The following is a 23,439-nucleotide window of genomic DNA, read 5'->3' as shown; positions in this document are numbered from 1 at the left end:
CACCGAGCGTATCGGCCGCGCGGCGCGTCGAGCGCACTGTCGCCATCCCGACGCCGCGCGGGCGGGCGGCGCCGCGCGGGACCATCACGCCATGACCAGACCTCCGTCGCGGCCCGCGCGGCCCGGACCGGCCCCGGCTCCGGCCGGCGGGCGACCGCCGGGGACCGAGCCGCCCGCGCCCGCACCCGGACCGTCCCGTGAGCCATCCGGGCCGGTCATAGGGGGTGCTGATGGTGGCGGGACTGCTTACCCGGGGCCTGGCGAACCCGCCGCGCCGGCGCCGCCCGCCGGGCCCGCCGCCCGCCGCAGCCCTGCCGCGCGTCCGTCGCTGGGCCTGGTGGGCGCCGGCCGGGCCGGTACCGCCGTCGCGGCCGCGCTCGCGGCGGTGGGGCACCCGGTGGTGGCGGTGGTCACCCGCTCGGAGGAGGGTCGTGCGCGCGCCGCCGCCCGCTTCCCCGCCGCGCGCACCGGCCCCGTGGCTTCGGTCGCGGCCCGGCTGCGCGCCGCCGACGTTCTGCTCGTGGCCGTGCCGGACGACGCGATCGCCACGGTGACCGCCGAGCTCGTCGCCGTCGGCGCGGTACGCGCGGGGCAGCTGCTCGCGCATCTCAGCGGCCGGCACGGGCTCGGTGTTCTGCGTACCGGCGGCGGCTCCCGGGCCGCGCTCGCCGCCATCCATCCGATCATGACCCTGCCAGGGGGCGAGCCGGGACCGCGGGTGTTCGAGGGCGTTCCCTTCGGCATCACCGCGGACCCGGCCGCCGCCGACCGCGCCCGAAGCCTCGCGACCGCGGTCGGTGGAGTCCCCCTCACCGTCGCGGACGACAGTCGTGATCTCTATCACGCCGCTCTCGTGCTCGGGGGTAACTTCCTGACCAGCCTGGCCGTGGCGGCCCGGGACGCGCTCACCGCGGCCGGCGTGACGGATCCGGCCGTCGCGCTCGGCCCGCTGCTGCGCGCCTCCCTGGACAACGCGCTCGCCGCCGGCTGGCCGGCCGCCACCGGCCCGGTCCGGCGCGGTGACGTAGGCACGGTGCGCGCCCATCTCGAGGCGCTGACGGCGGTGGACCCCGCCGTGGCCGAGGTCTATCGGGCGCTGGCGCGCTTCACCGCGCGGGAGCTGGCGGGCGCGGGCCTGCTCCCGCCGGCGGGGCGGTCCGGCCTGGACGCCGCGCTCGCGGGGCCGACCGGATCCACCCGTGATCCAGCCTGAGCACAGCGGACCTGAACGGGGGGTGTGAGCACGGGGGGAGAGGCGTCGGCCACACGCGCCCCGGGAACGACCCGCCCCGGGAACGCCGCCCCGGCCTCCCCGCGTTGACCCTGGTGCAACGGCTCTAGAGGACGGACACCCGATAGTCATGCCACACCGTCATCTCAACGGTCTCAAGACCGCGCTGCTGCTGGGCGTGCTGTCCGCCGCCATCCTGTTCGTCGGTTCGCTGTTCGGCCGGGCTGGTCTGGTCATCGCGCTGGTGGTGGCGATCGGCATGAACGGCGTTTCCTACTTCTTCTCGGACCGGATCGCCCTGCGCGCGATGCGGGCCTATCCGGTCACCCAGGTCGAACAACCCCGCCTGTATGCCATCGTGGGCGAACTCGCCCGTGGTGCCCGGATGCCGATGCCGCGGCTCTACCTGAGTCCGACGGGTTCTCCGAACGCGTTCGCCACCGGGCGTAACCCGAAGAACGCCGCGGTGTGCTGCACCGAGGGCATCATGGAGCTGATGGACGACCGTGAGCTGCGCGGTGTCCTGGGGCACGAACTCAGCCATGTGTACAACCGTGACATTCTGATCGCCTCGGTCGCGGGTGCTCTTGCCAGCGTCATTGTCTACCTGGCGAACATGGCGCAGTTCCTGGCCATCTTCGGCGGTCGCGACGAGGAGAACGGGCCGGGCATCTTCGAGCTGCTGCTGCTCATGATCCTCGGCCCGATCGCCGCGTCCGTCATTCAGCTCGCCATCAGCCGTGCACGGGAGTACCAGGCCGACGCGTCCGGGGCGACCCTCACCGGCGACCCGCTGGGCCTCGCGAGTGCGCTGCGCAAGCTGGAGCAGGGCGCCACGGCACGCCCGCTGCCGCAGACGTCGAAGCTGGGCCCCGCGGCCGCGCTGATGATTGCCAACCCGTTCCGTGGTGGGGGAGTCGGCCGGCTGTTCTCGACACATCCACCCATGAACGAACGGATCGCGCGTCTGGAGCAGATGGCGCGCATGAATCCGTATCGCTGACGCGTGAGCCTGGCCACGGTGTTGTCCGTCGCGGTGTCGCGGGATAAATGCCGATGGTTCGGAGTAGCATTTCGGTAACGGCCACGGGCCCGGGCAGTGACCTCGACGTCGTAGGCACCGCGTAGCGGCAGTCGCCCCGACGCGGTGACGGACTCGACGGTTGCCGCCCGCGGCCAGGACCGCGGCGGAGCGAACCCCCCAGGCTCCGCCGCAGGCACCCCGCCCGAAACCCCCCATCGGGCGGGGTGCGCCGTTTCCGCGTCTATCGTGCCCGGCGTTCGGGGTTGGGCCCTAGCGGTAGTTGACGAACTGCAGCGGGACCTCGAAGTCCTCGGCTTTCAGCATGGCGATGACCCGCTGCAGGTCGTCGCGCTTCTTTCCGGTGACCCGGAGCTGGTCGCCCTGGATCTGCGCCTGCACCCCCTTCGGGCCGTCTGTCCGGATCTTCTTGGCGATCGAGCGGGCCTTGTCCTCCGCGATGCCCTGCTGCACCGTGACGGGCAGGCGGAACTCCTTGCCCGATGCCTTCGGCTCGTCGAAGGAGAGGGCTTTGAGGGAGATGCCGCGCTTGACGAACTTCTCCTGAAGGACGTCGAGGATCGCTCTGACCCGTTCGTCCGTGTTCGCTACCAGCAGAATGGACTCGCCGGACAGGGTCGCCGAGGCGCCGGTGTCGCGGAAGTCGAAGCGGGTCCGGATCTCCTTGGCCGTCTGGTTGACGGCGTTGTCAATCTCCTGGGTGTCGACTTTGCTGACGATGTCAAAGGACGGGTCTGCCACGGATGCGGACCTCCTGTTCGCTGTGCTGCGGGGGATGGATGTGGCGAGGCGGGCACTCTACGTGGCTGTCGCGAGCGCCCCGAATCTCGGCATACGACTACTCTCCGTGCTGGTTGATCAGAGAAGGGCGAGTGGGGCGAGCCCGCGCCCCGATGCTCCGCCGCGACCGGTATGCTCGTCCACGACGGCAGGTTGCCCGAGCGGCCAAAGGGAGCGGTCTGTAAAACCGTCGGCTCAGCCTACGATGGTTCGAATCCATCACCTGCCACCACCCCCGGGCACAACCCGGGTACAGCGCGGCCCGCGCTGCGACACAGGCCCTGGAGACTGCTCCAGGGCCTGTCGCGTTTCCGGCCGTCCTCGGCGGAGGTGGGCGTCACCCGGCGGCGGCGTCCAGATCGGCCCGGGTGAGCAGGGGATGCAAGGTGAGGCCGAGTTCGGCGAGCCGCTCCCGGCCGCCCTCGCTCCGGTCGATCACACACACCACGTCCTCGACAACCGCGCCCTGCTCGCGCAGCACCCGGGTCGCGTCCAGCACGGCCCCACCCGAGGTCACCACGTCCTCGACGAGCACGACCCGGCGGCCGGTGACCTCACCGCCCTCGGCGATCCGGCGGGTGCCGTATTCCTTGGCCTTCTTGCGGACGAACCTCGTCGGCAGCCCGGTGCGCTGCGAGAGCAGGGTGGCGAGCGGGACGCCGCCGAGCTCGAGCCCGGCGAGCACGTCGGCGCCCGGCGGTACGAGCCCGGTCAACCCGTCCACCACCGCCGCGAGCAGCGCGGGATCGGCCTCGAACAGGTACTTGTCGAAGTACTCCGAGCTCGTCCGGCCCGAGCGGAGCAGGAAGGTGCCGGTCAGATGGGAGGCGGCACGCACCCGGGCGGCCAGGCCCGCGATGTTGCCCACGTCGTCGCTCACGTCCGTGGACTCTAGCCGCGCGCGCCGCGCCGCTACCGTGATCGGATGCCCCCGCCCGCCGACTCGCCCGCGCCGCGGTTGACGGCGCCGGGCGGCCGGACCGCCACGCCGCTGTTCGTCTACGGCACGCTGATGTTCTCCGAGGTCCTCGCCGTCATGCTCGGCCGGGTGCCGGCGATGGAGCCGGCTGCCGCGCCCGGCTGGCGGGCCGCCGAGCTGCGCGATCGGATCTACCCGGGCCTGGTGCCTACGCCGGTCGACGGGCCGCCGGTCGACGGGCCGCCGGTCGACGGGCCGCCGGTCGACGGGCCAGCGGGATCGGTGCCGCCAGCGGCCGCGGGCTGCCTGCTGCTCGGCCTGCGTGCGGCCGAACGCGACGTGCTCGACGCCTTCGAGGGGTCCGCATACGAGATCGGCCCGCTCGTCCTCGCGGACGGGCGGGCCGCGCTGGCCTACCACTGGCTCGACCGGGCCGCCGTGACGGACCGGACCTGGGACGCCGGCGGATTCGCCGAGCGGCACCTCGCCACCTATGTCCGGCGGTGCGCGGCCTGGCGCTCCCGAATGACCGATCCGGAGCCCTGAGCCGCGCACCGCCGGCCACTCAGGCGCCGGCGTCCCGCACCCGGTCAGCCGGAGGGGGGCGGGGATCCGCCCTCGCGCCCGTACCCGGCACCGCCGGTCCCCGGATCGGCCATGCCGCCATGGCGACCGGTCGGCTCACCGTAGCCCGGCGCCGTGCCGCCGCGGCCCGGCTGACCACCGCCCTCGTAGCCGCCCTCGTAGCCGGCGGTCGCGTCCCCGGAGCCGGTTCGCGCCGCCGCGTGCTCGGCGTGTCGCCCGACCCCGGCGCCGCGGCCCGCGGGCGCGCCGACGCCCGCTCGGTCGCTCGGGTACGGCTCCTCGTAGCCGGCCGAGGTGCGGGCCGGCTCATGGGTGAGCAGCGCGTAGATCACCAGAATGTCGATCGCGATGATGACGATCGACCAGAACGGGAACGCCGCCATGAAGGCCAGCTGGCCGATCGCGTTGATCGTCGCGATGGCGACGCCGGCCCAACGGGCCGCCTGGTTGCGGATGTAGATCCCGTAGGCGACGAGCATCTCGACGATGCCGATCGCGATGAACAGCCAGCCCCAGAAGGTCGTGTCGGCGTACAGGACGTTCGCGCCGCCGGTTCCGCCCAGGTTGGTCACCACCACGGTGTAGTCACGCAGGGCCGCGATGCCGTAGATCAGGTTGTGGAATCCGACGATGAACATGATCACGGCGGCGAAGGTGAGCCATCCGCTCATCGGGCGTACCGCCCGGTTTTCTGCCATCTCATCCTCCCCGTTCGACGCCGGAGCCTCGCTCGGCCGGCGAACCGCCGCGCCCCGGCCATGGCGGACGTCCGGGGCGAGCGGGCGCGACCTCGTGGTCGCGGCGGGTCGATACCCGCACCGTGCGGTCCGGCGCCCAGCTGGTAGTCAGACGACTACCGTCCGCCGCATAGCTCCGATACCCACCGCGCGCCGACGTCACCCCTGCCCTCTCACCCGCGGCTCAGGGGCCGGGCGGGAGCTGGGTGACCTGGTTCTTCGCCGCGTCCCAGCGCAGCCGGCCGTGCTGGAAGGTGCTCTGGCGCCCGCCCGGCACGGAGTACTCGTCGGTCGTGGGCAGGCCCAGGGCCGAACCCGACCCACCGAGCTTCAGATACGTCTGCAGGATCTGGCCGTGCACCTCGTGGGCTCCGGTGTCGGCATGCCAGTAGATCCAGCCACCCTGGAAGCGAGCCTGCTGGCCGCCGGGGACCGTGGTGTTCTCGATGTCGCTCACGGGGCGGCGCAGGAAGCTGTTCGAGCCGCCGAGGGCCAGGTACTTCGAGGGGATCGGCCCCCACAGCGCCTGCACACCGGTGCTGACCGACCAGAAGGCCAGGCCGTTCGCGTACTGCTGCCAGCGCCCGCCGCCGCCGGCGGGGTTCTCGACGCCGATCGGCGCGCCGAGCGCCAGCGCGACCAGGCCGGCGGCCGCGTGCCACTTCTGGATCTCGCTCAGGGTGCCGTCCGCCTGGGTCCGGAGCGTGGCCGCGGTGCAGCACAGCACGTTCTCGTCCACGGCGCCGGCGATGCCGGGCACGATGCCGCTCGAGGTGTACTGCCACAGCGCCCAGTTCGGCCAGCCGCCCGGCGGCGGGCCCGGGGTGGCCTGGTTGTTGTAGATCGCGAACCAGATCGGGTACTTCGCGAAGTCGTGCGAGTCGGCCATCCGGTCGGTCCAGAACGATCGGTAGGTGTAGAGGATGGGGGTCCGCCCGGTCTCCGACTCCACCTCCTCCAGGAAGGCGCGGGTCCAGGCCGCCAGCGTGGCGGGGTCCAGACCGCCGTTGTCCTCCAGGTCCAGCGCGGGGGCGAGGTGCCCGGCGGTGCGGGTCAGCCCGGTGACGGCGATGAAGTGCCGGGCCTGGTCCACGGCCGTCGAGATCGGCCGCGCGGGCCGCGCGTAGTGGTAGGCGCCGACCACCATGCCGGCCCTGGTCGCCGCGGTCCGGTCGGCGGTGAAGTAGGGGTTGGCGTAGTTCGTGCCCTCGGTCGCCTTGATCACCACGAAGCTCACGCCGCTGGCGTGGGCCGCGTTCCAGTCGATCGGCCCGCCGCCGGGGTGCTGCCAGGACGCCACGTCCACCCCGCGTGGCCACAGCGGGGATGGCGTGGCGCCCAGCGCCACCCCGGTCGTGCCCGCCGCGGTCAGCGCGGCGACGGTCAGTGCCGCGATGCTCAGCATCCGGCGGGGAAGCGGCACGGTCAGCAGCGGTCCGATCGAACGGTGCGGGCGATGCGTGCCGCCGCCGGTGCCGGTCGCGCCCGCCGCGATGACGTCCCAACTGGGGCGGTCGGGCGGGACGGCCCGGATGCTCGGGTACCGGCCAGGACGCTGCGGGAGACGCATGGGCAACCCTCGATGCTCGGAGGCGACGCTCGGGAGGCTCGGGAACGGTCGGCCGCGTCCGTTCGTGGACGCTCCACCAGGTGCGCCACACGTTAAGCATTGAAGGAATTACTTACAGCTATCGAAGCTCCTGGAGTCCGAGTTATTCACTACGGACAGTTGCTCCCGCCGGCAATTTCCGCATCCTCCGGGCGGGCGCGTGGCAACCTGCGCGTGCCCGCGCGCCCCTGGGTGAAGCCGCGCGAAGCGGGGCGGACGAGGTGGGGCGGGGCGGCGCCCGGGGGGAGGGTGGTCGGCGAGGCTCGCGCATGATCGGGGTGAAACGGGTGGGGGCCACCCCCCCCAACTCCGCTCCGCGTCGTGTAATCTGAGCAGCGCGACCTCGCGCCCCTTTAGCTCAGTCGGCAGAGCGTCTCCATGGTAAGGAGAAGGTCTACGGTTCGATTCCGTAAAGGGGCTCCGCGTTCCAGTCCTTGGGCGGGTTCGTGTCCGGGATGAGCGGTTCCGCCGGTTCCCCGGGTAAGCTAGTCGGGTCCCCGGCCATCCGGGTGATCATCGTGGCGGTGTAGCTCAGTCTGGCAGAGCAAGCGGCTCATAATCGCTGTGTCGCCGGTTCAAGTCCGGCCACCGCTACTATCGGGACGCGGCTCGCCGCGCCCCGCGTAGGGCTCTGCGGCTCGCCGCGTCGCCCGACAGGTTTCAGTACTCGACTCAGGAAGAGGCATCACACCGTGGCCGCCACTGACGTTCGCCCGAAGATCACGATGGCGTGCCAGGTGTGCAAGCACCGGAACTACATCACTCGCAAGAACCGGCGTAACGACCCGGATCGTCTCGAGCTGAAGAAGTTCTGCCCCAACTGCAGCAAGCACACGGAGCACCGCGAGACCCGCTGAAGGCACGCGGAGTCGCGCGTCCGCCGTAGGGCTCGCCACTCTCTGCACCACCCAGCCGGCCAGGCTAGTTCCTGGTCGGCTGGCTCGCGTTCCATCGCTCCTCCGTGACCTGGCGTCAGGTGTCGCGCGTGACACATCCGTCCCGCCGGCATGGGCACCCGGCTACCGCGTTCGTGGTGGGATGGTCGACGCCGCATCCCGCGCCCGTGCGCGCCGGGCGTGCGCCAACGCCGGCGGGGTGCCGGCAGCCCGGGCCGAGCGCCGGGAGTCGAGAACGGGAGCCATGATGCCGCTCAACCAGGACTTCGTGGGACGAAGCTTCGTCTCGCCCGTTCCCTACCAGGTCGGACGGGAACATATCCGGCAGTTCGCCCGCGCGATCGGCGACGACAACCCGCTGTACCACGATGTGGAGGCGGCCAAGGCAGCCGGCTATCCCGACCTCGTGGCGCCGCCGACATTCCTCATCGTCGCCAACCCGGGCACACTCGGCCTGCCCACCGACGATCCGGCGCTGGGGCTCGACTACAGCCTCGTCGTCCACGGCGAGCAGCGCTTCAGCCTGCTCCGCCCGCTGGTGGCCGGCGACGAGCTGGTGACGACGTCCACGCTTACCAACATCCGAACGGTCGGCACCAACGAGGTGCTCGTCACCACCTACCGCTACGACACCACCAGCGGAGAGGAGATCGCGGTCGGCACCTGCACCCTGGTGTCCCGGGGCTCCGCCGGCCCGCGGGAATGAGGGCGCGACGATGACGGCGACGATCGCGTACGACGATGTCGAGGTCGGCACCGAGCTGCCTGAGCGGCTGTTTCCGCTACGCCGGGTCGATCTGGTCCGCTATGCCGGGGCGTCCACCGACTTCAACCCGATCCACTGGAACGAGCGGGCCGCCGTCGAGGCCGGCCTGCCCGGGGTGATCGCTCACGGGATGCTCACGATGGCCACCGCGGTCCGGCTGGTCACCGACTGGCTGGGTGATCCGGGCGCCCTGGTCGAGTACGGGGTCAAGTTCTCGGCCCCCGTGGTTGTGCCAGACGGTGACGAGCCCGCCGTCGTCTCCGTCCGGGGCACCGTGCAGAAGAAGCTCGAGGACAACCAGGTGGTCGTCAACCTCACCGCCCGCTGCCAGGGCGCGAAGGTGCTGATGGCGGCGCGGGCCACGGTCCGGCTGCCCTGACGATCCCGGGCTGTCCCGGGCGACCCCGGCGCACGGGGCCGCCCGGTGAGCGCGCGCCTGGACCTCGGCTGGACGTGGCTCAGCTGGCCTCGGCGAGCAGCGCGGACATCCGGCCCACGCCCTTGACCAGGTCCTCGTCGCTCAGCGCGTAGGACAGGCGGGCGAAGCCGGGGGTGCCGAACGCCTCGCCGGGCACGATCGCGACCCCGACCTCCTCGAGGATGAGCTGGCACAGCTCGGCGCTGGTGGCCGGGGTGCGCCCGCGCAGGCTCCGGCCGAGCACGCCCTCGAGGGACGGGTAGCAGTAGAACGCGCCCTCGGGCATCGGGCAGCGCACCCCGGGGGTCTCGGTGAGCATCCGGTGCATCGTCTGGCGGCGGCGATCGAAGGCGGCGCGCATCTTGGTGACGGCGTCGAGCGGCCCGGACACGGCGGCGAGCGCGGCGGCCTGGGAGACGTTGGCGACGTTCGAGGTGGCGTGCGACTGGAGGTTCGCGGCCGCACCGACGACGTCCTTCGGCCCGATCAGCCAGCCGACCCGCCAGCCGGTCATCGCGTACGTCTTCGCGACGCCGTTGACGATGACGCAGCGCTCGGCCAGCTCCGGCACCTCGGCGAGGATCGAGGAGTGCCGGGCGTCGCCGTAGACCAGGTGCTCGTAGATCTCGTCGGCGAGCACCCAGATGCCGGACCGCTCGGCCCACTGGCCGATCTCGCGGACTTCCTCGGGGGAGTGCACGGCGCCGGTCGGGTTCGACGGCGAGTTGAACAGCAGCACCTTCGTGCGCTCGGTGCGCGCCGCCTCGAGCTGCTCGACGGTCACCCGGTAGCCGGCGTCCGGCCCGGTCACGACGTCGACCGGCACTCCGCCGGCGAGCCGGATCGACTCGGGGTAGGTCGTCCAGTACGGCGCGGGCAGGAGAACCTCGTCGCCGGGGTCGAGCAGCGTCGCGAAGGCCTCGTAGACGGCCTGCTTGCCGCCGTTGGTGACCAGCACCTGGCTCGCGGGCACGGTCACGCCGGAGTCCCGGGCGGTCTTCTCGGCGATCGCCTCCCGCAGCTCCGGCAGTCCGCCGGCCGGGGTGTACCGGTGCATGCGCGGCTCGTGGCACGCCTTCTCCGCGGCGGCGACGATGTGGTCCGGCGTCGGGAAGTCCGGCTCGCCGGCGCCGAAGCCGACGACGTCCTGCCCCGCGGCGCGCATCGCCTTCGCGGTGGCGTCGACGGCCAGCGTGGCGGACGGGGCGATGCCGCTGATGCGGCGTGAGATCCTGCTCATGGGCCCATGCTGCCACGGCGTTCACAGGGGCGTGACATGCGCGCGGCCGGGATCGGCGGGCCGTGTGGACCGTCTGGCGCCCGCCGCCGGGCCCGTGCGCGGCAGGCCGGCGGGCCGGGTTCGGAGGTGGCCCGGTGGGGGGTCGGCACAGGGCTGATGGCGCCGGACGGGCAGGCCCGGCGGCCGGGCGCCGCGTCCGATCGGGTGGTTCGGCGCGGTCCGTCCGGAGACCGGGGAGTCCCGACGCGATTGGCGAGCGCGGAGTCCGGCCGATGAAGGGGTATGCTCGATCCGCCCGGGTACCCGTTCCGGTGACCGGCTCTCAGCTGCTGAGCCATGCGCCACAGTGCAGGCGCGCAGCGTAGGGTTGGTGGCGGTCGCGGGGGCCGGGGTGAGTTCTAGGGGCGTGGCTCAATTGGTAGAGCACCGGTCTCCAAAACCGGCGGTTGCAGGTTCGAGTCCTGTCGCCCCTGCGCTGTTCGACAGTTGGCTGGTTCGGCGACGGAGTTGGGTGGAGTTCAGTGGCGACCGATACCCGTGACGCGGCACCGCGTCCCAGGGGGGCCACGCGTACCGCGGCTCGACGTCGGTATCGGCCTCTGCAGTTCATCCGCGAGGTCATGGCGGAGCTCCGGAAGGTCGTCTATCCGGGGCGAAACGAGCTGGTCACGTACGTGATGGTCGTGCTTGTCTTCGTCACCGTGATGACGGCCTTCGTGGCTAGTCTCGACTTCGGGCTGACGAAGGCGGTCCTCGCGATCTTCGGCTGACGGGGTTCCGCCGGCCGGTGGGGGTTGGTCCGGGCAGACGAGAGGCGCATGGCCGACGCCGGTCCGCCGGTCGATCGGCGGCCAGCCCGTCCGCACCACACCCGCCGCACCACGCCCGCGCAGCTCCCGCTTCGCGGAGTCACAGCAGCAGAAGCGTTCACGAGAAAAGGATCGTCCGCGTGTCCCAGTCGCCCGAGCACGCCTCCTCCGAGCAGGGGGAAGCCCTCGCCCGTCTCGATCCCCTCGCGGAGTTCGAGCACGACGAGGTGGCGAGCACGGACGCCGGTGCCGAGCTCGCCGACGCCGACCCGGACCTGGGCGTGGACGAGTCCAGCGAGGCAGGCGAGACCGCCGAGGGGGGCGACGAGCCGCCCGGCACCGACGGCGCCGCTGAGACGGCCGGTACCGAGTCCGGCGTGTCGGCGGGGTCCGGCCCGGCCGAGCGTACGCCCGCCGCCGCGAGCGCGCCCGACGAGGACGAGGACGACGAGGACGACCTGCGCCGGGCGATCGAGGAAGCGCCGGGCGATTGGTACGTCGTGCACTCGTACGCGGGCTACGAGAACAAGGTCAAGACCAATCTCGAGACCCGGATCTCCAGCCTCAACATGGAGGACTACATCTTCCAGATCGAGGTGCCGACGGAGGAGGTCCCGGTCGTCAAGAACGGCAAGCGGCAGATGGTTCTGCAGAAGAAGTACCCGGGATACATCTACGTCCGGATGGATCTGACCGACCAGTCCTGGTCGGCGGTCCGCAACACGCCGGGCGTCACCGGGTTCGTGGGGCTCACCAACCGGCCCTCACCGCTGCGCCGCGAGGAGGTGCTGTCCATCCTCGCCCCGGCGGCACCGAAGGAGAAGAAGGTCGAGACCGTCCGGGTCCAGGAGTTCGAGGTGGGCGAGTCGGTCACCGTCATGGACGGCCCCTTCGCCACCCTCCCGGCCACCATCAGCGAGATCAACCTCGACGCCCAGCGGCTCAAGGTGCTGGTCTCGATCTTCGGTCGGGAGACGCCCGTCGAGCTGCAGTTCAATCAGGTCGCGAAGATCTGATCCGGTCCGTAGAACCCCGGTAGGAAGACGAGCACATGCCGCCCAAGAAGAAGAAGATCACCGCGATCATCAAGCTCCAGATCAACGCCGGCAAGGCCACGCCGGCGCCGCCGGTCGGCCCCGCGCTGGGTCAGCACGGCGTGAACATCATGGACTTCTGCAAGCAGTACAACGCGGCCACCGAGTCGCAGGCCGGCAACGTGGTCCCGGTCGAGATCACCGTGTACGAGGACCGCTCGTTCACGTTCGTCACGAAGACCCCGCCGGCCGCGCGGCTCATCCTCAAGGCCGCCGGCATCGAGAAGGGCAGTGGCGTCCCGCACCGTGACAAGGTCGCCAAGCTGACCCCGGCGCAGGTCCGCGAGATCGCCCAGACCAAGCTGCCCGACCTCAACGCCACCACGATCGAGGCGGCCGAGAAGATCATCGCCGGCACCGCCCGGTCGATGGGCATCACGGTCGGCGACTAGCACCCGTCGGGACCGCTGGCCCGGTCCCGGCCCGCCACCGCTGATCGGTGGCACCGCACCTCCCGCGTATCAGTACCCGACGCCGTGGGAGGGCGGTCGTGAGCGCGCCCGGCGCGCGGAGCCGTAACGGTCCGCGCCGCGCCGGCCAGGCGCCCGACCGTCCGCCGGCACCACGAGGAGACATCATGAAGCGCAGCAAGGCGTACCGCGCCGCCGCCGAGAAGATCAACCCGGACAACTTCTACAGCCCGCTCGAGGCGGTCCGGCTGGCCCAGGGCACCTCGACGACGAAGTACGACGCGACCGTCGAGGTCGCGATCCGGCTCGGCGTCGACCCGCGCAAGGCCGACCAGATGGTCCGCGGCACGGTCAACCTGCCGCACGGCACCGGCAAGTCGCCCCGCGTCGCCGTGTTCGCCGCCGGCGAGAAGGCCGCTGAGGCGAGCGCCGCCGGCGCCGACATCGTCGGCAGCGACGACCTGGTCGCCCGCATCCAGGAGGGCTTCCTGGACTTCGACGCGACGGTCGCGACGCCCGACCAGATGGCCAAGGTCGGGCGCATCGCCCGGATCCTCGGCCCGCGCGGCCTGATGCCGAACCCGAAGACCGGCACGGTCACCCTGGACATCGGCAAGGCCGTCTCCGACATCAAGGGCGGTAAGATCAACTTCCGCGTCGACAAGCAGGGTAACCTGCACATCGTCATCGGGAAGACGAACTTCACCGACGCCCAGCTGATCGAGAACTACACGGCCGCGCTCGACGAGATCGTCCGCGTGAAGCCGTCGGCGGCCAAGGGCCGGTACCTCAAGAAGATCACCTTCGCGACCACGATGGGCCCGGGCATCCCCGTCGACCCGAACCGGACGCGCAACCTCCTCGAGGACGCCGTCCCCGCGACCTGATCCACGTCGCATCCAGGTCCTGGCGGCCGTCGGAGTCCATCTCCGGCGGCCGCTTCTGGCGTCCGGGCCGGGTGGGAACGTGCTCCCTGGAATCACGTGTCGTGAAACATGTGTCCTGGAAACATGTACACTGGCAGACGATCACGCTTTACGCCGAAGACCGCTGGTCGCCGTCGCCGCCCGCAGGGGTGGGCGATGGCCGAAGGCCCCGATCATCCCGGGCGGCCCGCGCAGGTGACGCGAAAGTGTAGGACCGCGCGTGGCTCCGCGTGCTGGTCGAGGAGGCGCCTCCAGCGCCGCTCGGCCCGGCCGGGGCGCGCCACCCTCACGCCCCGTGCGCCTGCGCCGGGGCGTTCGTCGTCTCCCGGGGTTGATCGGATGACCGGCCGAACACCCTGAAGGAGCCCCATGGCGAGACCTGAGAAGACCGCCGCGGTGGCGGAGATCGCCGAGGACTTCCGCTCCTCGACGGCCGCGGTGCTCACCGAGTACCGCGGCCTGTCGGTGAGCCAGCTCACCGAGCTGCGGCGCACCCTCGGCGAGGGCGCCCGCTACGCGGTCGTCAAGAACACGCTGACCAAGATCGCGGCTGGGCAGGCCGGCGTCACCGGGCTGGACGAGCTGTTCGTCGGGCCGACCGCCGTCGCCTTCGTCAGCGGCGACCCGGTCGAGGCGGCCAAGGGCCTGCGTGACTTCGCCAAGGCCAACCCGGCGCTCATCGTCAAGGGCGGCTTCGTCGAGGGCAAGGCGATGACCGCCGAGGAGATCCGCAAGCTCGCGGATCTCGAGTCCCGCGAGGTGCTGCTGGCGAAGCTCGCCGGCGCGATGAAGGGTTCCCTGTCCGGCGCGGTCGGCCTGTTCGCGGCCCCGTTGTCGCAGGTTGCCCGGCTCGCCGAGGCGCTGCGCGAGCAGCGCGCGAGCGAGGCCGGCGCGGCGGGTGCCGAGGCGCCGGCCGCCGAGGCGCCGGCCGCCGAGGCGCCGGCGGCCGAGGCCGTCGCCGCGGAGTAGCGGACCGCCAGCCCCACCAGCACCAGCCCCCGAACCAGCCCCACCCCGTACGGCCCGGAACCGCGCGGATCCCGCGCCCGGGCATCGGAAGACGAGGAAGGAAGACGCCACCATGGCGAAGCTGTCCACCGAGGAACTGCTGGACGCGTTCAAGGAGCTCACCCTCCTGGAGCTCTCCGAGTTCGTGAAGCAGTTCGAGGAGACCTTCGGCGTCACCGCCGCGGCGCCGGTCGCCGTGGCCGCTGTCCCGGCCGCGGGCGGCGCGGGCGGCGACGCCCCGGCCGCCGAGGAGCAGGACGAGTTCGACGTCATCCTCGAGTCCGTCGGCGACAAGAAGATCCAGGTCATCAAGGAGGTCCGGGCGCTGACCAGCCTCGGGCTGAAGGAGGCCAAGGACCTCGTCGACGGCGCGCCCAAGCCCGTCCTGGAGAAGGTCGCCAAGGAGGCCGCGGACAAGGCGAAGGCGGCCCTCGAGGGCGCCGGCGCGACGGTCACCGTCAAGTAGCACCGCGGCCGGCAGGTGCCGGCTGACGCCCGCGTGCCGGGGCACCTCCGAGGTGTCCCGGCACGCGGCGTCTGGTGCCGCAAACGCCCGGATACGCTGCTACGTAGGCGGTTGGGCAGGTCGGGCCGTTCGTGATGTTTTCCGAAGGGGGTTGACGGCCCCTGTGGATCGGAGTTCCATCATGTCGCGAACACTCGTCGGGAAGCAGATGCGGTGAGCCACGTACCCCCCGCGCGGTTGTACCACGCACGTTCTTGCCAGCGGTGTGCCTGTCGGCTACACTGCTAGTTTGCGCTGCCCTTTTCGTCGCATCGGCTCCGCCGACACCGGTTCTGCGGTGAGGTCGGGCCCTCTGCGGGGGTCCGGTCCGCGCCGCGCGTGGCACCGACCAGGTCGTCGGAGCCGCGTCCGCGCGGTGGGTCCGGTACGACGGCGGGGCGTGCTGGCCGTGCTGGTGTGTGGCACGGCTGTATGGCAGCCACACCGAGGACCCTGAGCAGACCTTTGCCCGTGCACCGACCCGTTGTTCTCAGCGGACACCGGCGTCGCCGCGCGCTCGCGCCGCGACGGTCCTTCGGCGTGCCCGCAGTCAGCCGAACGCCTGCCGCGCCCGAAACCTGCGGCTGTGCGGACCGACGGACCAGGAACCGACGGCATCCGCTGCGGGACGAGGGCCGACTCCGACCGCGTGCCGGCCACCGGACCTCCCGGCTCGGCCGTCGCGTGTACGCGCCCCGCGGTCATCCTCTCACCGGCGGGGCACCCCCCGTCGCCGTTCCCGACAACCGTAGCGAGACACTGATCACCTGACCACCCCCCGACGGATCCTTGACGTCCGCGACGCCAGCCCGACGATCAGGCCACCGGAAGGACCACCTTGGCCGCCTCGCGCTCTTCCTCCCGCATCTCGTTCGCTAAGATCATCGAGCCTCTCGAGGTCCCGGATCTCCTTGCTCTTCAGACGCAGTCCTTCGATTGGCTGATCGGCAGTGATGCCTGGGCGGAGCGGGTTCAGGAGGCCATCGACTCGGGTCGGGACGACGTCCCGATCACCTCCGGTCTGGAGGAGGTCTTCGAGGAGATCTCCCCGATCGAGGACTTCTCCGGGTCCATGTCCCTCTCCTTCCGGGACCACCGGTTCGAGCCACCCAAGTACTCCGTCGAGGAGTGCAAGGACAAGGACATGACGTTCTCGGCCCCGCTGTTCGTCACGGCCGAGTTCACCAACAACACCACCGGTGAGATCAAGAGCCAGACGGTGTTCATGGGCGACTTCCCGCTCATGACCCCGAAGGGCACGTTCGTGATCAACGGGACCGAGCGCGTGGTGGTCAGCCAGCTCGTCCGGTCGCCCGGGGTGTACTTCGAGCGCAGCCTCGACAAGGCGTCGGACAAGGATCTGTACTCCTGCAAGGTGATCCCCTCGCGCGGGGCCTGGCTCGAGTTCGAGATCGACAAGCGGGACACCGTCGGCGTGCGCATCGACCGCAAGCGCCGCCAGTCCGTCACCGTGCTGCTCAAGGCGCTCGGCTGGGACGAGGCGCGCATCCTCGAGCGCTTCGGCGACTTCCCGTCGATGCGGGTGACCCTGGAGAAGGACCACACCGCCAGCCAGGACGACGCGCTGCTGGACATCTACCGCAAGCTGCGCCCGGGCGAGCCGCCGACGCGGGAGTCGGCGCAGACCCTGCTGGAGAACCTCTTCTTCAACCCGAAGCGCTACGACCTGGCCAAGGTCGGTCGCTACAAGGTCAACAAGAAGCTCTCCCTGGATGTCGCGCACAACGTCGGTGTGCTCACCGAGGATGACATCGTCCGCACGATCGAGTACGTCGTCAAGCTGCACGCGGGAGCCGACCCGTCCGAGTACGAGGTCGACGACATCGACCACTTCGGCAACCGGCGCCTGCGCACGGTCGGCGAGCTGATCCAGAACCAGGTCCGCCTGGGCCTCGCCCGGATGGAGCGGGTCGTCCGTGAGCGGATGACCACCCAGGACGTCGAGGCGATCACGCCGCAGACCCTGATCAACATCCGGCCGGTCGTCGCCTCCATCAAGGAGTTCTTCGGCACCAGCCAGCTGTCGCAGTTCATGGACCAGACCAACCCGCTGGCCGGGCTCACCCACAAGCGCCGCCTGTCGGCGTTGGGCCCGGGTGGTCTGTCCCGGGAGCGGGCCGGCTTCGAGGTTCGCGACGTGCACCCCAGCCACTACGGCCGGATGTGCCCGATCGAGACGCCGGAAGGCCCGAACATCGGCCTGATCGGTTCGCTGTCGACGTTCGCGCGGGTCAACCCGTTCGGCTTCGTCGAGACCCCGTACCGCAAGGTGGCCAACGGCCGGGTGACCGACCAGATCGACTACCTGACCGCGGACGAGGAGGACCGGCACGTCAAGGCGCAGGCCAACACGCCGCTGCAGCCGGACGGCACGTTCGCCGAGGATCGTGTCCTGGTCCGCCGCAAGGGCGGTGAGGTCGAGTTCATTCCGCCGGACGAGGTCGACTACATGGACGTCTCGCCGCGGCAGATGGTGTCCGTGGCGACCGCCATGATCCCCTTCCTCGAGCACGACGACGCCAACCGCGCGCTCATGGGCTCCAACATGCAGCGCCAGTCGGTGCCGCTGCTGCGCTCCGAGGCGCCGCTGGTCGGCACCGGCATGGAGGCCCGCGCGGCCAAGGACGCCGGCGACGTGGTCGTGGCCGGCCAGGCCGGCGTCGTCGAGGACCTCTCGGCGGACTACATCACCGTCATGCACGACGACGGCACCCGGCGCACCTACCGGCTGGCGAAGTTCCGCCGGTCGAACCAGGGCACCTGCATCAACCAGAAGCCGATCGTCTTCGAGGGCGATCGGATCGAGGCCGGCCAGGTCATCGCGGACGGCCCGTGCACCGACAACGGCGAGATGGCGCTTGGCAAGAACCTGCTGGTCGCCTTCATGCCGTGGGAGGGGCACAACTACGAGGACGCGATCATCCTGTCCCAGCGCCTCGTGCAGGACGACGTGCTCTCCTCGATCCACATCGAGGAGCACGAGGTCGACGCCCGCGACACCAAGCTGGGCCCGGAGGAGATCACCCGGGACATCCCGAACGTCGCCGAGGAGGTGCTCGCCGACCTCGACGAGCGCGGCATCATCCGCATCGGCGCCGACGTGCAGACCGGCGACGTGCTGGTCGGCAAGGTCACCCCGAAGGGCGAGACCGAGCTGACTCCCGAGGAGCGGCTGCTGCGCGCGATCTTCGGCGAGAAGGCCCGCGAGGTCCGCGACACCTCGCTGAAGGTGCCGCACGGCGAGTCCGGCAAGGTCATCGGCGTGCGGGTGTTCTCCCGCGAGGACGGCGACGAGCTGCCGCCCGGCGTCAACGAGCTGGTCCGGGTGTACGTCGCCCAGAAGCGGAAGATCACCGACGGCGACAAGCTCGCCGGTCGGCACGGCAACAAGGGCGTCATCGCCAAGATCCTGCCCGTCGAGGACATGCCCTTCCTCGAGGACGGCACCGCGGTCGACGTCGTGCTCAACCCGCACGGCGTGCCCCGCCGGATGAACATCGGCCAGATCCTGGAGACCCACCTCGGGTGGGTGGCCAAGACGGGCTGGCAGGTCGACTCCGGCAGCGAGGGCTGGAAGGAGCGGCTGCGCGGCATCGGCGCGGACGCCGCCCCGAGTGGCACCAACGTGTCCACCCCGGTCTTCGACGGCGCCCGCGAGGAGGAGATCACCGGCCTGCTGGACTCCACGCTGCCCAACCGGGACGGCGTCCAGCTCATCGGCTCCTCCGGTAAGGCCACCCTGTTCGACGGCCGCACCGGCGAGCCGTACCCGTACCCGGTGGCGGTCGGCTACATCTACATCCTCAAGCTCCTCCACCTGGTCGACGACAAGATCCACGCTCGCTCGACCGGCCCCTACTCGATGATCACCCAGCAGCCCCTGGGTGGCAAGGCGCAGTTCGGTGGCCAGCGCTTCGGTGAGATGGAGGTGTGGGCGCTGGAGGCGTACGGCGCCGCCTACGCCCTGCAGGAGCTGCTGACCATCAAGTCCGACGACGTGGTGGGCCGGGTCAAGGTCTACGAGGCGATCGTCAAGGGCGAGAACATTCCGGAGCCCGGCATCCCGGAGTCGTTCAAGGTGCTCATCAAGGAGATGCAGTCGCTGTGCCTCAACGTCGAGGTGCTCTCCAGCGACGGTGTGCAGATCGAGATGCGTGACACCGACGAGGACGTCTTCCGTGCGGCGGAGGAACTCGGGATCGACCTGTCCCGGCGCGAGCCGAGCAGCGTCGAGGAGGTCTGACCGGTCGCCGGGGGCCGCGCGTGAAGCGCCCGCCCCCGGCGCCCCGGCCCGACTCCAGCGTCCCGACCGAGAAAGAGAGAGCAGGCGACAGTCTTGCTGGACGTCAACTTCTTCGACGAACTGCGCATCGGTCTCGCCACCGCGGACGACATCCGCCAGTGGTCGCACGGTGAGGTCAAGAAGCCCGAGACGATCAACTACCGCACCCTGAAGCCGGAGAAGGACGGGCTCTTCTGCGAGAAGATCTTCGGTCCGACCCGGGACTGGGAGTGCTACTGCGGCAAGTACAAGCGGGTCCGCTTCAAGGGCATCATCTGTGAGCGGTGTGGCGTCGAGGTCACCCGCGCCAAGGTGCGCCGTGAGCGGATGGGCCACATCGAGCTGGCCGCGCCGGTCACCCACATCTGGTACTTCAAGGGTGTCCCGAGCCGTCTCGGCTACCTGCTGGACCTGGCGCCGAAGGACCTCGAGAAGGTCATCTACTTCGCCGCCTACATGATCACCAAGGTCGACATCGACGCCCGCCACCGCGACCTGCCGACTCTCGAGGCCCGCATCGGCGTCGAGAAGCAGCAGCTCGAGGACCGCAAGAACGCGGACGTCGAGACCCGGCAGAAGCGGCTCGAGGCCGACCTCGCCCAGCTCGAGGCCGAGGGCGCCAAGGGCGACGCGCGCCGCAAGGTCCGCGAGGGCGCGGAGCGCGAGATGCGTCAGATCCGCGACCGCTCGCAGCGCAAGATCGACGACCTGGACCGCGTCTTCGACCGGTTCAAGAACATGAAGGTCCAGGACCTGGAGCCGGACGAGCTGCTCTACCGCGAGCTGCGCGACCGGTTCGGCCAGTACTTCGACGGCGGCATGGGCGCCGAGGCGCTGCAGCGCCGGATCTCCGAGTTCGACCTGGCCGCGGAGGCGGAGTCGCTGCGCGAGACCATCCGCAGCGGCAAGGGGCAGAAGAAGGCCCGCGCGCTCAAGCGGCTCAAGGTCGTCTCCGCGTTCCTGAACACCCGCAACTCCCCGATGGGGATGGTGCTCGACTGCGTTCCGGTGATCCCGCCGGACCTGCGGCCGATGGTGCAGCTCGACGGTGGCCGCTTCGCGACCTCCGACCTCAACGACCTGTACCGCCGGGTGATCAACCGGAACAACCGGCTCAAGCGGCTGCTCGACCTCGGCGCGCCCGAGATCATCGTCAACAACGAGAAGCGGATGCTGCAGGAGGCCGTCGACGCGCTGTTCGACAACGGCCGCCGCGGCCGGCCGGTCACGGGTCCCGGTAACCGTCCGCTCAAGTCGCTGTCCGACATGCTCAAGGGCAAGCAGGGTCGGTTCCGCCAGAACCTGCTCGGCAAGCGCGTCGACTACTCCGGCCGGTCGGTCATCGTCGTCGGCCCGCAGCTCAAGCTGCACCAGTGCGGCCTGCCCAAGCAGATGGCCCTGGAGCTGTTCAAGCCGTTCGTGATGAAGCGCCTGGTGGACCTCAACCACGCGCAGAACATCAAGTCGGCCAAGCGGATGGTCGAGCGGGCCCGCCCGGTCGTGTGGGACGTGCTCGAGGAGGTCATCACCGAGCACCCGGTGCTGCTCAACCGGGCGCCGACCCTGCACCGCCTGGGCATCCAGGCCTTCGAGCCGCAGCTCGTCGAGGGCAAGGCCATCCAGATCCACCCGCTGGTCTGCACCGCGTTCAACGCGGACTTCGACGGCGACCAGATGGCGGTGCACCTGCCGCTGTCCGCCGAGGCGCAGGCCGAGGCCCGGATCCTGATGCTGTCGAGCAACAACATCCTCTCGCCCGCGTCCGGCCGGCCGCTGGCGATGCCCTCGCTCGACATGGTCACCGGCGTGTTCCACCTGTCGACGCTCGCCGACGGCGCCGTCGGCGAGGGCCGGGCGTTCTCGTCCGTCGCCGAGGCGCAGATGGCCTTCGACGCGCACGAGATCGCCCTCCAGGCGAAGATCAACGTTCGGCTGCGCGACACCACGCCGCCGTCGGACTGGACGCCGCCGGCCGACTGGGTCACCGGGGACCACTTCACCCTGGAGACGACGTTCGGGCGCTGCCTGCTCAACGAGGCGCTGCCGGAGGGCTACCCCTTCATCAACGCCCAGCTGAACAAGAAGGCCCAGGCCGCGATCGTCAACGACCTGGCCGAGCGGTACCCGAAGATCCAGGTCGCGGCGACCCTGGACGCGCTGAAGAGCGCCGGTTTCTACTGGGCCACCCGGTCCGGGGTCACCGTCGCCATCGAGGACGTCGTCGCGCCGCCGAACAAGGCGGAGATCCTCGACGACTACGAGCAGCGGGCCGACCGGGTGCAGAAGCAGTTCGACCGCGGCTTCCTGTCCGACGAGGAGCGCCGCAGCGAGCTGGTCCAGATCTGGACCGAGGCGACCAACAAGATCGCCGAGGCCATGGAGGCGAACTTCCCGAAGACCAACCCGGTCCACGTGCTGGTCAGCTCGGGTGCCGCCGGAAACATGATGCAGATCCGGCAGCTCGCCGGCATGCGCGGACTGGTCTCCAACCCGAAGGGTGAGATCATCCCGCGGCCGATCAAGGCGAACTTCCGCGAGGGTCTCACCGTGGTCGAGTACTTCATCTCGACCCACGGCGCCCGCAAGGGTCTGGCCGACACCGCCCTGCGTACCGCCGACTCCGGCTACCTGACCCGCCGGCTCGTCGACGTCAGCCAGGACGTCATCGTCCGCGACGACGACTGCGGCACCGAGCGCGGCATCCTCACCCGGATCGCCACCCGCGACGCGGACGGCAGGCTCGTGCGCGACCGGTACGCCGAGACCTCGGCGTACGCGCGGACGCTGGCCTCCGACGCGGTCGACGAGAACGGCGAGATCATCGTTCCCGCCGGCACGGATGCCGGGGACGTCGCCATCGGCCAGATCATCGAGGCCGGCATCGAGCAGGTGCGGGTCCGCTCCGCGCTGACCTGCGAGTCCCGGATGGGTGTGTGCGCGCAGTGCTACGGGCGCTCGCTGGCCACCGGCAAGCTGGTCGACGTCGGCGAGGCCGTCGGCATCGTCGCCGCGCAGTCCATCGGTGAGCCCGGCACCCAGCTGACGATGCGTACCTTCCACTCGGGTGGTGTCGCCGGTGACGACATCACCCAGGGTCTGCCGCGTGTCGTCGAGCTCTTCGAGGCACGCAGCCCGAAGGGCAAGGCGCCCATCACCGAGGTCTCCGGTCGCATCAAGATCGAGGAGACCGAGAAGACCTTCAAGGTCGTGGTGGTGCCGGACGACGGCAGCGAGGAGATCGCCTACCCGGTCTCGCGGCGTGCCCGCCTGCGGGTACGCGAGGGCGACCGCATCGAGGTCGGCAACCAGGTCGTCGACGGTGCCGTCGACCCGCACGAGGTGCTGCGCATCCTCGGCCCGCGCCAGGTCCAGCTCCACCTGGTCGAGCAGGTCCAGGAGGTGTACCGGTCGCAGGGTGTGTCGATCCACGACAAGCACATCGAGATCATCATCCGTCAGATGCTCAAGCGGGTGAACGTGCTCGAGTCGGGGGAGACCAACCTGCTGCCTGGGGAGCTGTGCGAGCGGGCCCGCTTCGAGGGAGAGAACCGCCGGGTGGTGGAGTCCGGTGGCCAGCCGGCGTCCGCCCGCCCGGTGCTGATGGGCATCACCAAGGCGTCGCTGGCCACCGAGTCGTGGCTGTCGGCGGCCTCCTTCCAGGAGACGACCCGGGTGCTCACCGACGCGGCGATCAACGCGCGCTCGGACTCGCTCGTCGGCCTCAAGGAGAACGTCATCATCGGAAAGCTGATCCCGGCTGGTACCGGCATCTCGCGGTACCGCAACATCCGGGTGGAGCCGACCGAGGAGGCGCGCGCGGCGATGTACTCCGTCGGTGCCTACGAGGACAGCGGCAGCGTCGAGTACGGCGCCTTCGGCACCGGATCCGGCCAGGCCGTCCCGCTGGACGAGTTCGACTTCCGCAGCACGGGCGACTTCCGCTGAGCCGCGGTCGGTAGCCAGGATCCGGCCCGCTGACAATCCGTCGGCGGGCCGGCGTTCTCGGCACCGCCAGGACGGACGCCGACGGCGGTCCGGTCTCCCTCCTCGCCCAGGGAGCCGGGCCGCCGTTTCGCTGTCCGGCCCTCCGCCCGCCTGCCTCAGCCCGCCCCGCCTGCCCTCAGCCCGCCCCGCCCTGTCCCGCCCTGTCCCGCCCTGTCC

At 70.8% G+C, this 23,439-nt stretch carries 19 protein-coding genes and 4 tRNA genes; 18 read left to right on the top strand and 5 right to left on the bottom strand.

The window, feature by feature from the left end; translation table 11 throughout:
• Positions 1 to 217 precede the first annotated feature (217 nt).
• Together AC6EXY_RS13615 and htpX are read left to right on the top strand one after the other, a co-directional pair.
• Positions 218 to 1,213 (top strand): Rossmann-like and DUF2520 domain-containing protein, encoded by a 996-nt coding sequence (locus AC6EXY_RS13615; protein ID WP_423748159.1) that lies wholly within the window; start codon positions 218 to 220, stop codon positions 1,211 to 1,213.
• A 148-nt stretch (positions 1,214 to 1,361) separates the two neighbouring features.
• On the top strand, positions 1,362 to 2,234 hold the full coding sequence (gene htpX / locus AC6EXY_RS13610; RefSeq protein WP_101834596.1) for a zinc metalloprotease HtpX: 873 nt from the start codon (positions 1,362 to 1,364) through the stop codon (positions 2,232 to 2,234).
• Between the two features lie 291 nt (positions 2,235 to 2,525).
• Here htpX and AC6EXY_RS13605 read toward each other — a convergent pair whose 3' ends face one another.
• On the bottom strand, positions 2,526 to 3,014 hold the full coding sequence (locus AC6EXY_RS13605) for a YajQ family cyclic di-GMP-binding protein (protein WP_101834598.1): 489 nt from the start codon (positions 3,012 to 3,014) through the stop codon (positions 2,526 to 2,528).
• A 186-nt stretch (positions 3,015 to 3,200) separates the two neighbouring features.
• Here AC6EXY_RS13605 and AC6EXY_RS13600 point away from each other — a divergent pair.
• Positions 3,201 to 3,285, top strand: a tRNA-Tyr gene (locus AC6EXY_RS13600).
• Between the two features lie 105 nt (positions 3,286 to 3,390).
• Here AC6EXY_RS13600 and pyrE read toward each other — a convergent pair.
• A complete protein-coding gene (pyrE, locus tag AC6EXY_RS13595) occupies positions 3,391 to 3,933 on the bottom strand; it encodes an orotate phosphoribosyltransferase (RefSeq protein ID WP_423748157.1) in 543 nt (180 codons plus the stop codon).
• Positions 3,934 to 3,978: 45 nt separating this feature from the next.
• On the opposite strand from pyrE, the gene AC6EXY_RS13590 reads away from it, so the two are divergent.
• Positions 3,979 to 4,518: a gamma-glutamylcyclotransferase family protein gene (locus tag AC6EXY_RS13590; protein ID WP_499817609.1), complete on the top strand. Its 540-nt coding sequence runs from the start codon at positions 3,979 to 3,981 to the stop codon at positions 4,516 to 4,518.
• A gap of 44 nt (positions 4,519 to 4,562) precedes the next feature.
• On the opposite strand, the gene AC6EXY_RS13585 is transcribed toward AC6EXY_RS13590, so the two are convergent.
• The gene (locus tag AC6EXY_RS13585; protein WP_243408002.1) at positions 4,563 to 5,255 is read right to left on the bottom strand and encodes a DUF7144 family membrane protein; all 693 of its coding nucleotides are present in this window, start codon (positions 5,253 to 5,255) and stop codon (positions 4,563 to 4,565) included.
• A gap of 223 nt (positions 5,256 to 5,478) precedes the next feature.
• Positions 5,479 to 6,864 carry a GH25 family lysozyme gene (locus AC6EXY_RS13580; RefSeq protein WP_243408003.1) on the bottom strand — a complete coding sequence of 462 codons (1,386 nt, stop codon included), beginning with the start codon at positions 6,862 to 6,864 and terminating at the stop codon, positions 5,479 to 5,481.
• 386 nt (positions 6,865 to 7,250) lie between these two features.
• On the opposite strand from AC6EXY_RS13580, the gene AC6EXY_RS13575 reads away from it, so the two are divergent.
• The 5 genes from AC6EXY_RS13575 to AC6EXY_RS13555 all read left to right on the top strand — a co-directional run bounded on the left by AC6EXY_RS13575 (position 7,251) and on the right by AC6EXY_RS13555 (position 8,944).
• A tRNA-Thr gene (locus tag AC6EXY_RS13575) sits at positions 7,251 to 7,323 on the top strand.
• Positions 7,324 to 7,423: 100 nt separating this feature from the next.
• Positions 7,424 to 7,497 (top strand) — tRNA-Met (locus tag AC6EXY_RS13570).
• A gap of 98 nt (positions 7,498 to 7,595) precedes the next feature.
• The gene (gene rpmG, locus AC6EXY_RS13565) at positions 7,596 to 7,760 is read left to right on the top strand and encodes a 50S ribosomal protein L33 (RefSeq protein WP_101830860.1); all 165 of its coding nucleotides are present in this window, start codon (positions 7,596 to 7,598) and stop codon (positions 7,758 to 7,760) included.
• Positions 7,761 to 8,046: 286 nt separating this feature from the next.
• Positions 8,047 to 8,505, top strand: coding sequence for a MaoC family dehydratase N-terminal domain-containing protein (locus tag AC6EXY_RS13560; RefSeq protein WP_101830861.1), 459 nt, complete (start codon positions 8,047 to 8,049; stop codon positions 8,503 to 8,505).
• 10 nt (positions 8,506 to 8,515) lie between these two features.
• A complete protein-coding gene (locus AC6EXY_RS13555) occupies positions 8,516 to 8,944 on the top strand; it encodes a MaoC family dehydratase (protein ID WP_101830859.1) in 429 nt (142 codons plus the stop codon).
• A 79-nt stretch (positions 8,945 to 9,023) separates the two neighbouring features.
• Here the strand turns inward: AC6EXY_RS13555 and AC6EXY_RS13550 are convergent, their stop codons facing one another.
• On the bottom strand, positions 9,024 to 10,223 hold the full coding sequence (locus AC6EXY_RS13550; protein ID WP_499817610.1) for a pyridoxal phosphate-dependent aminotransferase: 1,200 nt from the start codon (positions 10,221 to 10,223) through the stop codon (positions 9,024 to 9,026).
• Between the two features lie 400 nt (positions 10,224 to 10,623).
• Between AC6EXY_RS13550 and AC6EXY_RS13545 the strand changes: the two genes are divergently transcribed.
• The 9 genes from AC6EXY_RS13545 to AC6EXY_RS13505 all read left to right on the top strand — a co-directional run bounded on the left by AC6EXY_RS13545 (position 10,624) and on the right by AC6EXY_RS13505 (position 23,223).
• Positions 10,624 to 10,696, top strand: a tRNA-Trp gene (locus AC6EXY_RS13545).
• A gap of 48 nt (positions 10,697 to 10,744) precedes the next feature.
• Positions 10,745 to 10,993, top strand: a complete 249-nt coding sequence (gene secE, locus AC6EXY_RS13540) for a preprotein translocase subunit SecE (protein WP_101830857.1) — start codon at positions 10,745 to 10,747, stop codon at positions 10,991 to 10,993.
• Positions 10,994 to 11,172: 179 nt separating this feature from the next.
• The gene (gene nusG, locus AC6EXY_RS13535) at positions 11,173 to 12,048 is read left to right on the top strand and encodes a transcription termination/antitermination protein NusG (RefSeq protein WP_101830856.1); all 876 of its coding nucleotides are present in this window, start codon (positions 11,173 to 11,175) and stop codon (positions 12,046 to 12,048) included.
• Positions 12,049 to 12,083: 35 nt separating this feature from the next.
• The gene (gene rplK / locus AC6EXY_RS13530) at positions 12,084 to 12,518 is read left to right on the top strand and encodes a 50S ribosomal protein L11 (RefSeq protein ID WP_101830855.1); all 435 of its coding nucleotides are present in this window, start codon (positions 12,084 to 12,086) and stop codon (positions 12,516 to 12,518) included.
• Positions 12,519 to 12,703: 185 nt separating this feature from the next.
• The gene (gene rplA / locus AC6EXY_RS13525) at positions 12,704 to 13,423 is read left to right on the top strand and encodes a 50S ribosomal protein L1 (protein ID WP_101830854.1); all 720 of its coding nucleotides are present in this window, start codon (positions 12,704 to 12,706) and stop codon (positions 13,421 to 13,423) included.
• 408 nt (positions 13,424 to 13,831) lie between these two features.
• The gene (gene rplJ, locus AC6EXY_RS13520) at positions 13,832 to 14,431 is read left to right on the top strand and encodes a 50S ribosomal protein L10 (RefSeq protein ID WP_101830853.1); all 600 of its coding nucleotides are present in this window, start codon (positions 13,832 to 13,834) and stop codon (positions 14,429 to 14,431) included.
• A gap of 112 nt (positions 14,432 to 14,543) precedes the next feature.
• Complete coding sequence (rplL, locus tag AC6EXY_RS13515) at positions 14,544 to 14,936, top strand: 50S ribosomal protein L7/L12 (protein WP_101830852.1); 393 nt, start codon at positions 14,544 to 14,546, stop codon at positions 14,934 to 14,936.
• Between the two features lie 877 nt (positions 14,937 to 15,813).
• Positions 15,814 to 19,239, top strand: a complete 3,426-nt coding sequence (gene rpoB / locus AC6EXY_RS13510; RefSeq protein ID WP_101830851.1) for a DNA-directed RNA polymerase subunit beta — start codon at positions 15,814 to 15,816, stop codon at positions 19,237 to 19,239.
• Between the two features lie 93 nt (positions 19,240 to 19,332).
• The gene (locus AC6EXY_RS13505; protein ID WP_101830850.1) at positions 19,333 to 23,223 is read left to right on the top strand and encodes a DNA-directed RNA polymerase subunit beta'; all 3,891 of its coding nucleotides are present in this window, start codon (positions 19,333 to 19,335) and stop codon (positions 23,221 to 23,223) included.
• Positions 23,224 to 23,439 lie beyond the last annotated feature (216 nt).

This window comes from Frankia sp. RB5, assembly GCF_059816245.1.
The sequence above is the reverse complement of the archived record's forward strand: the minus strand, read 5'-3'. Positions and strand labels throughout refer to the sequence as shown.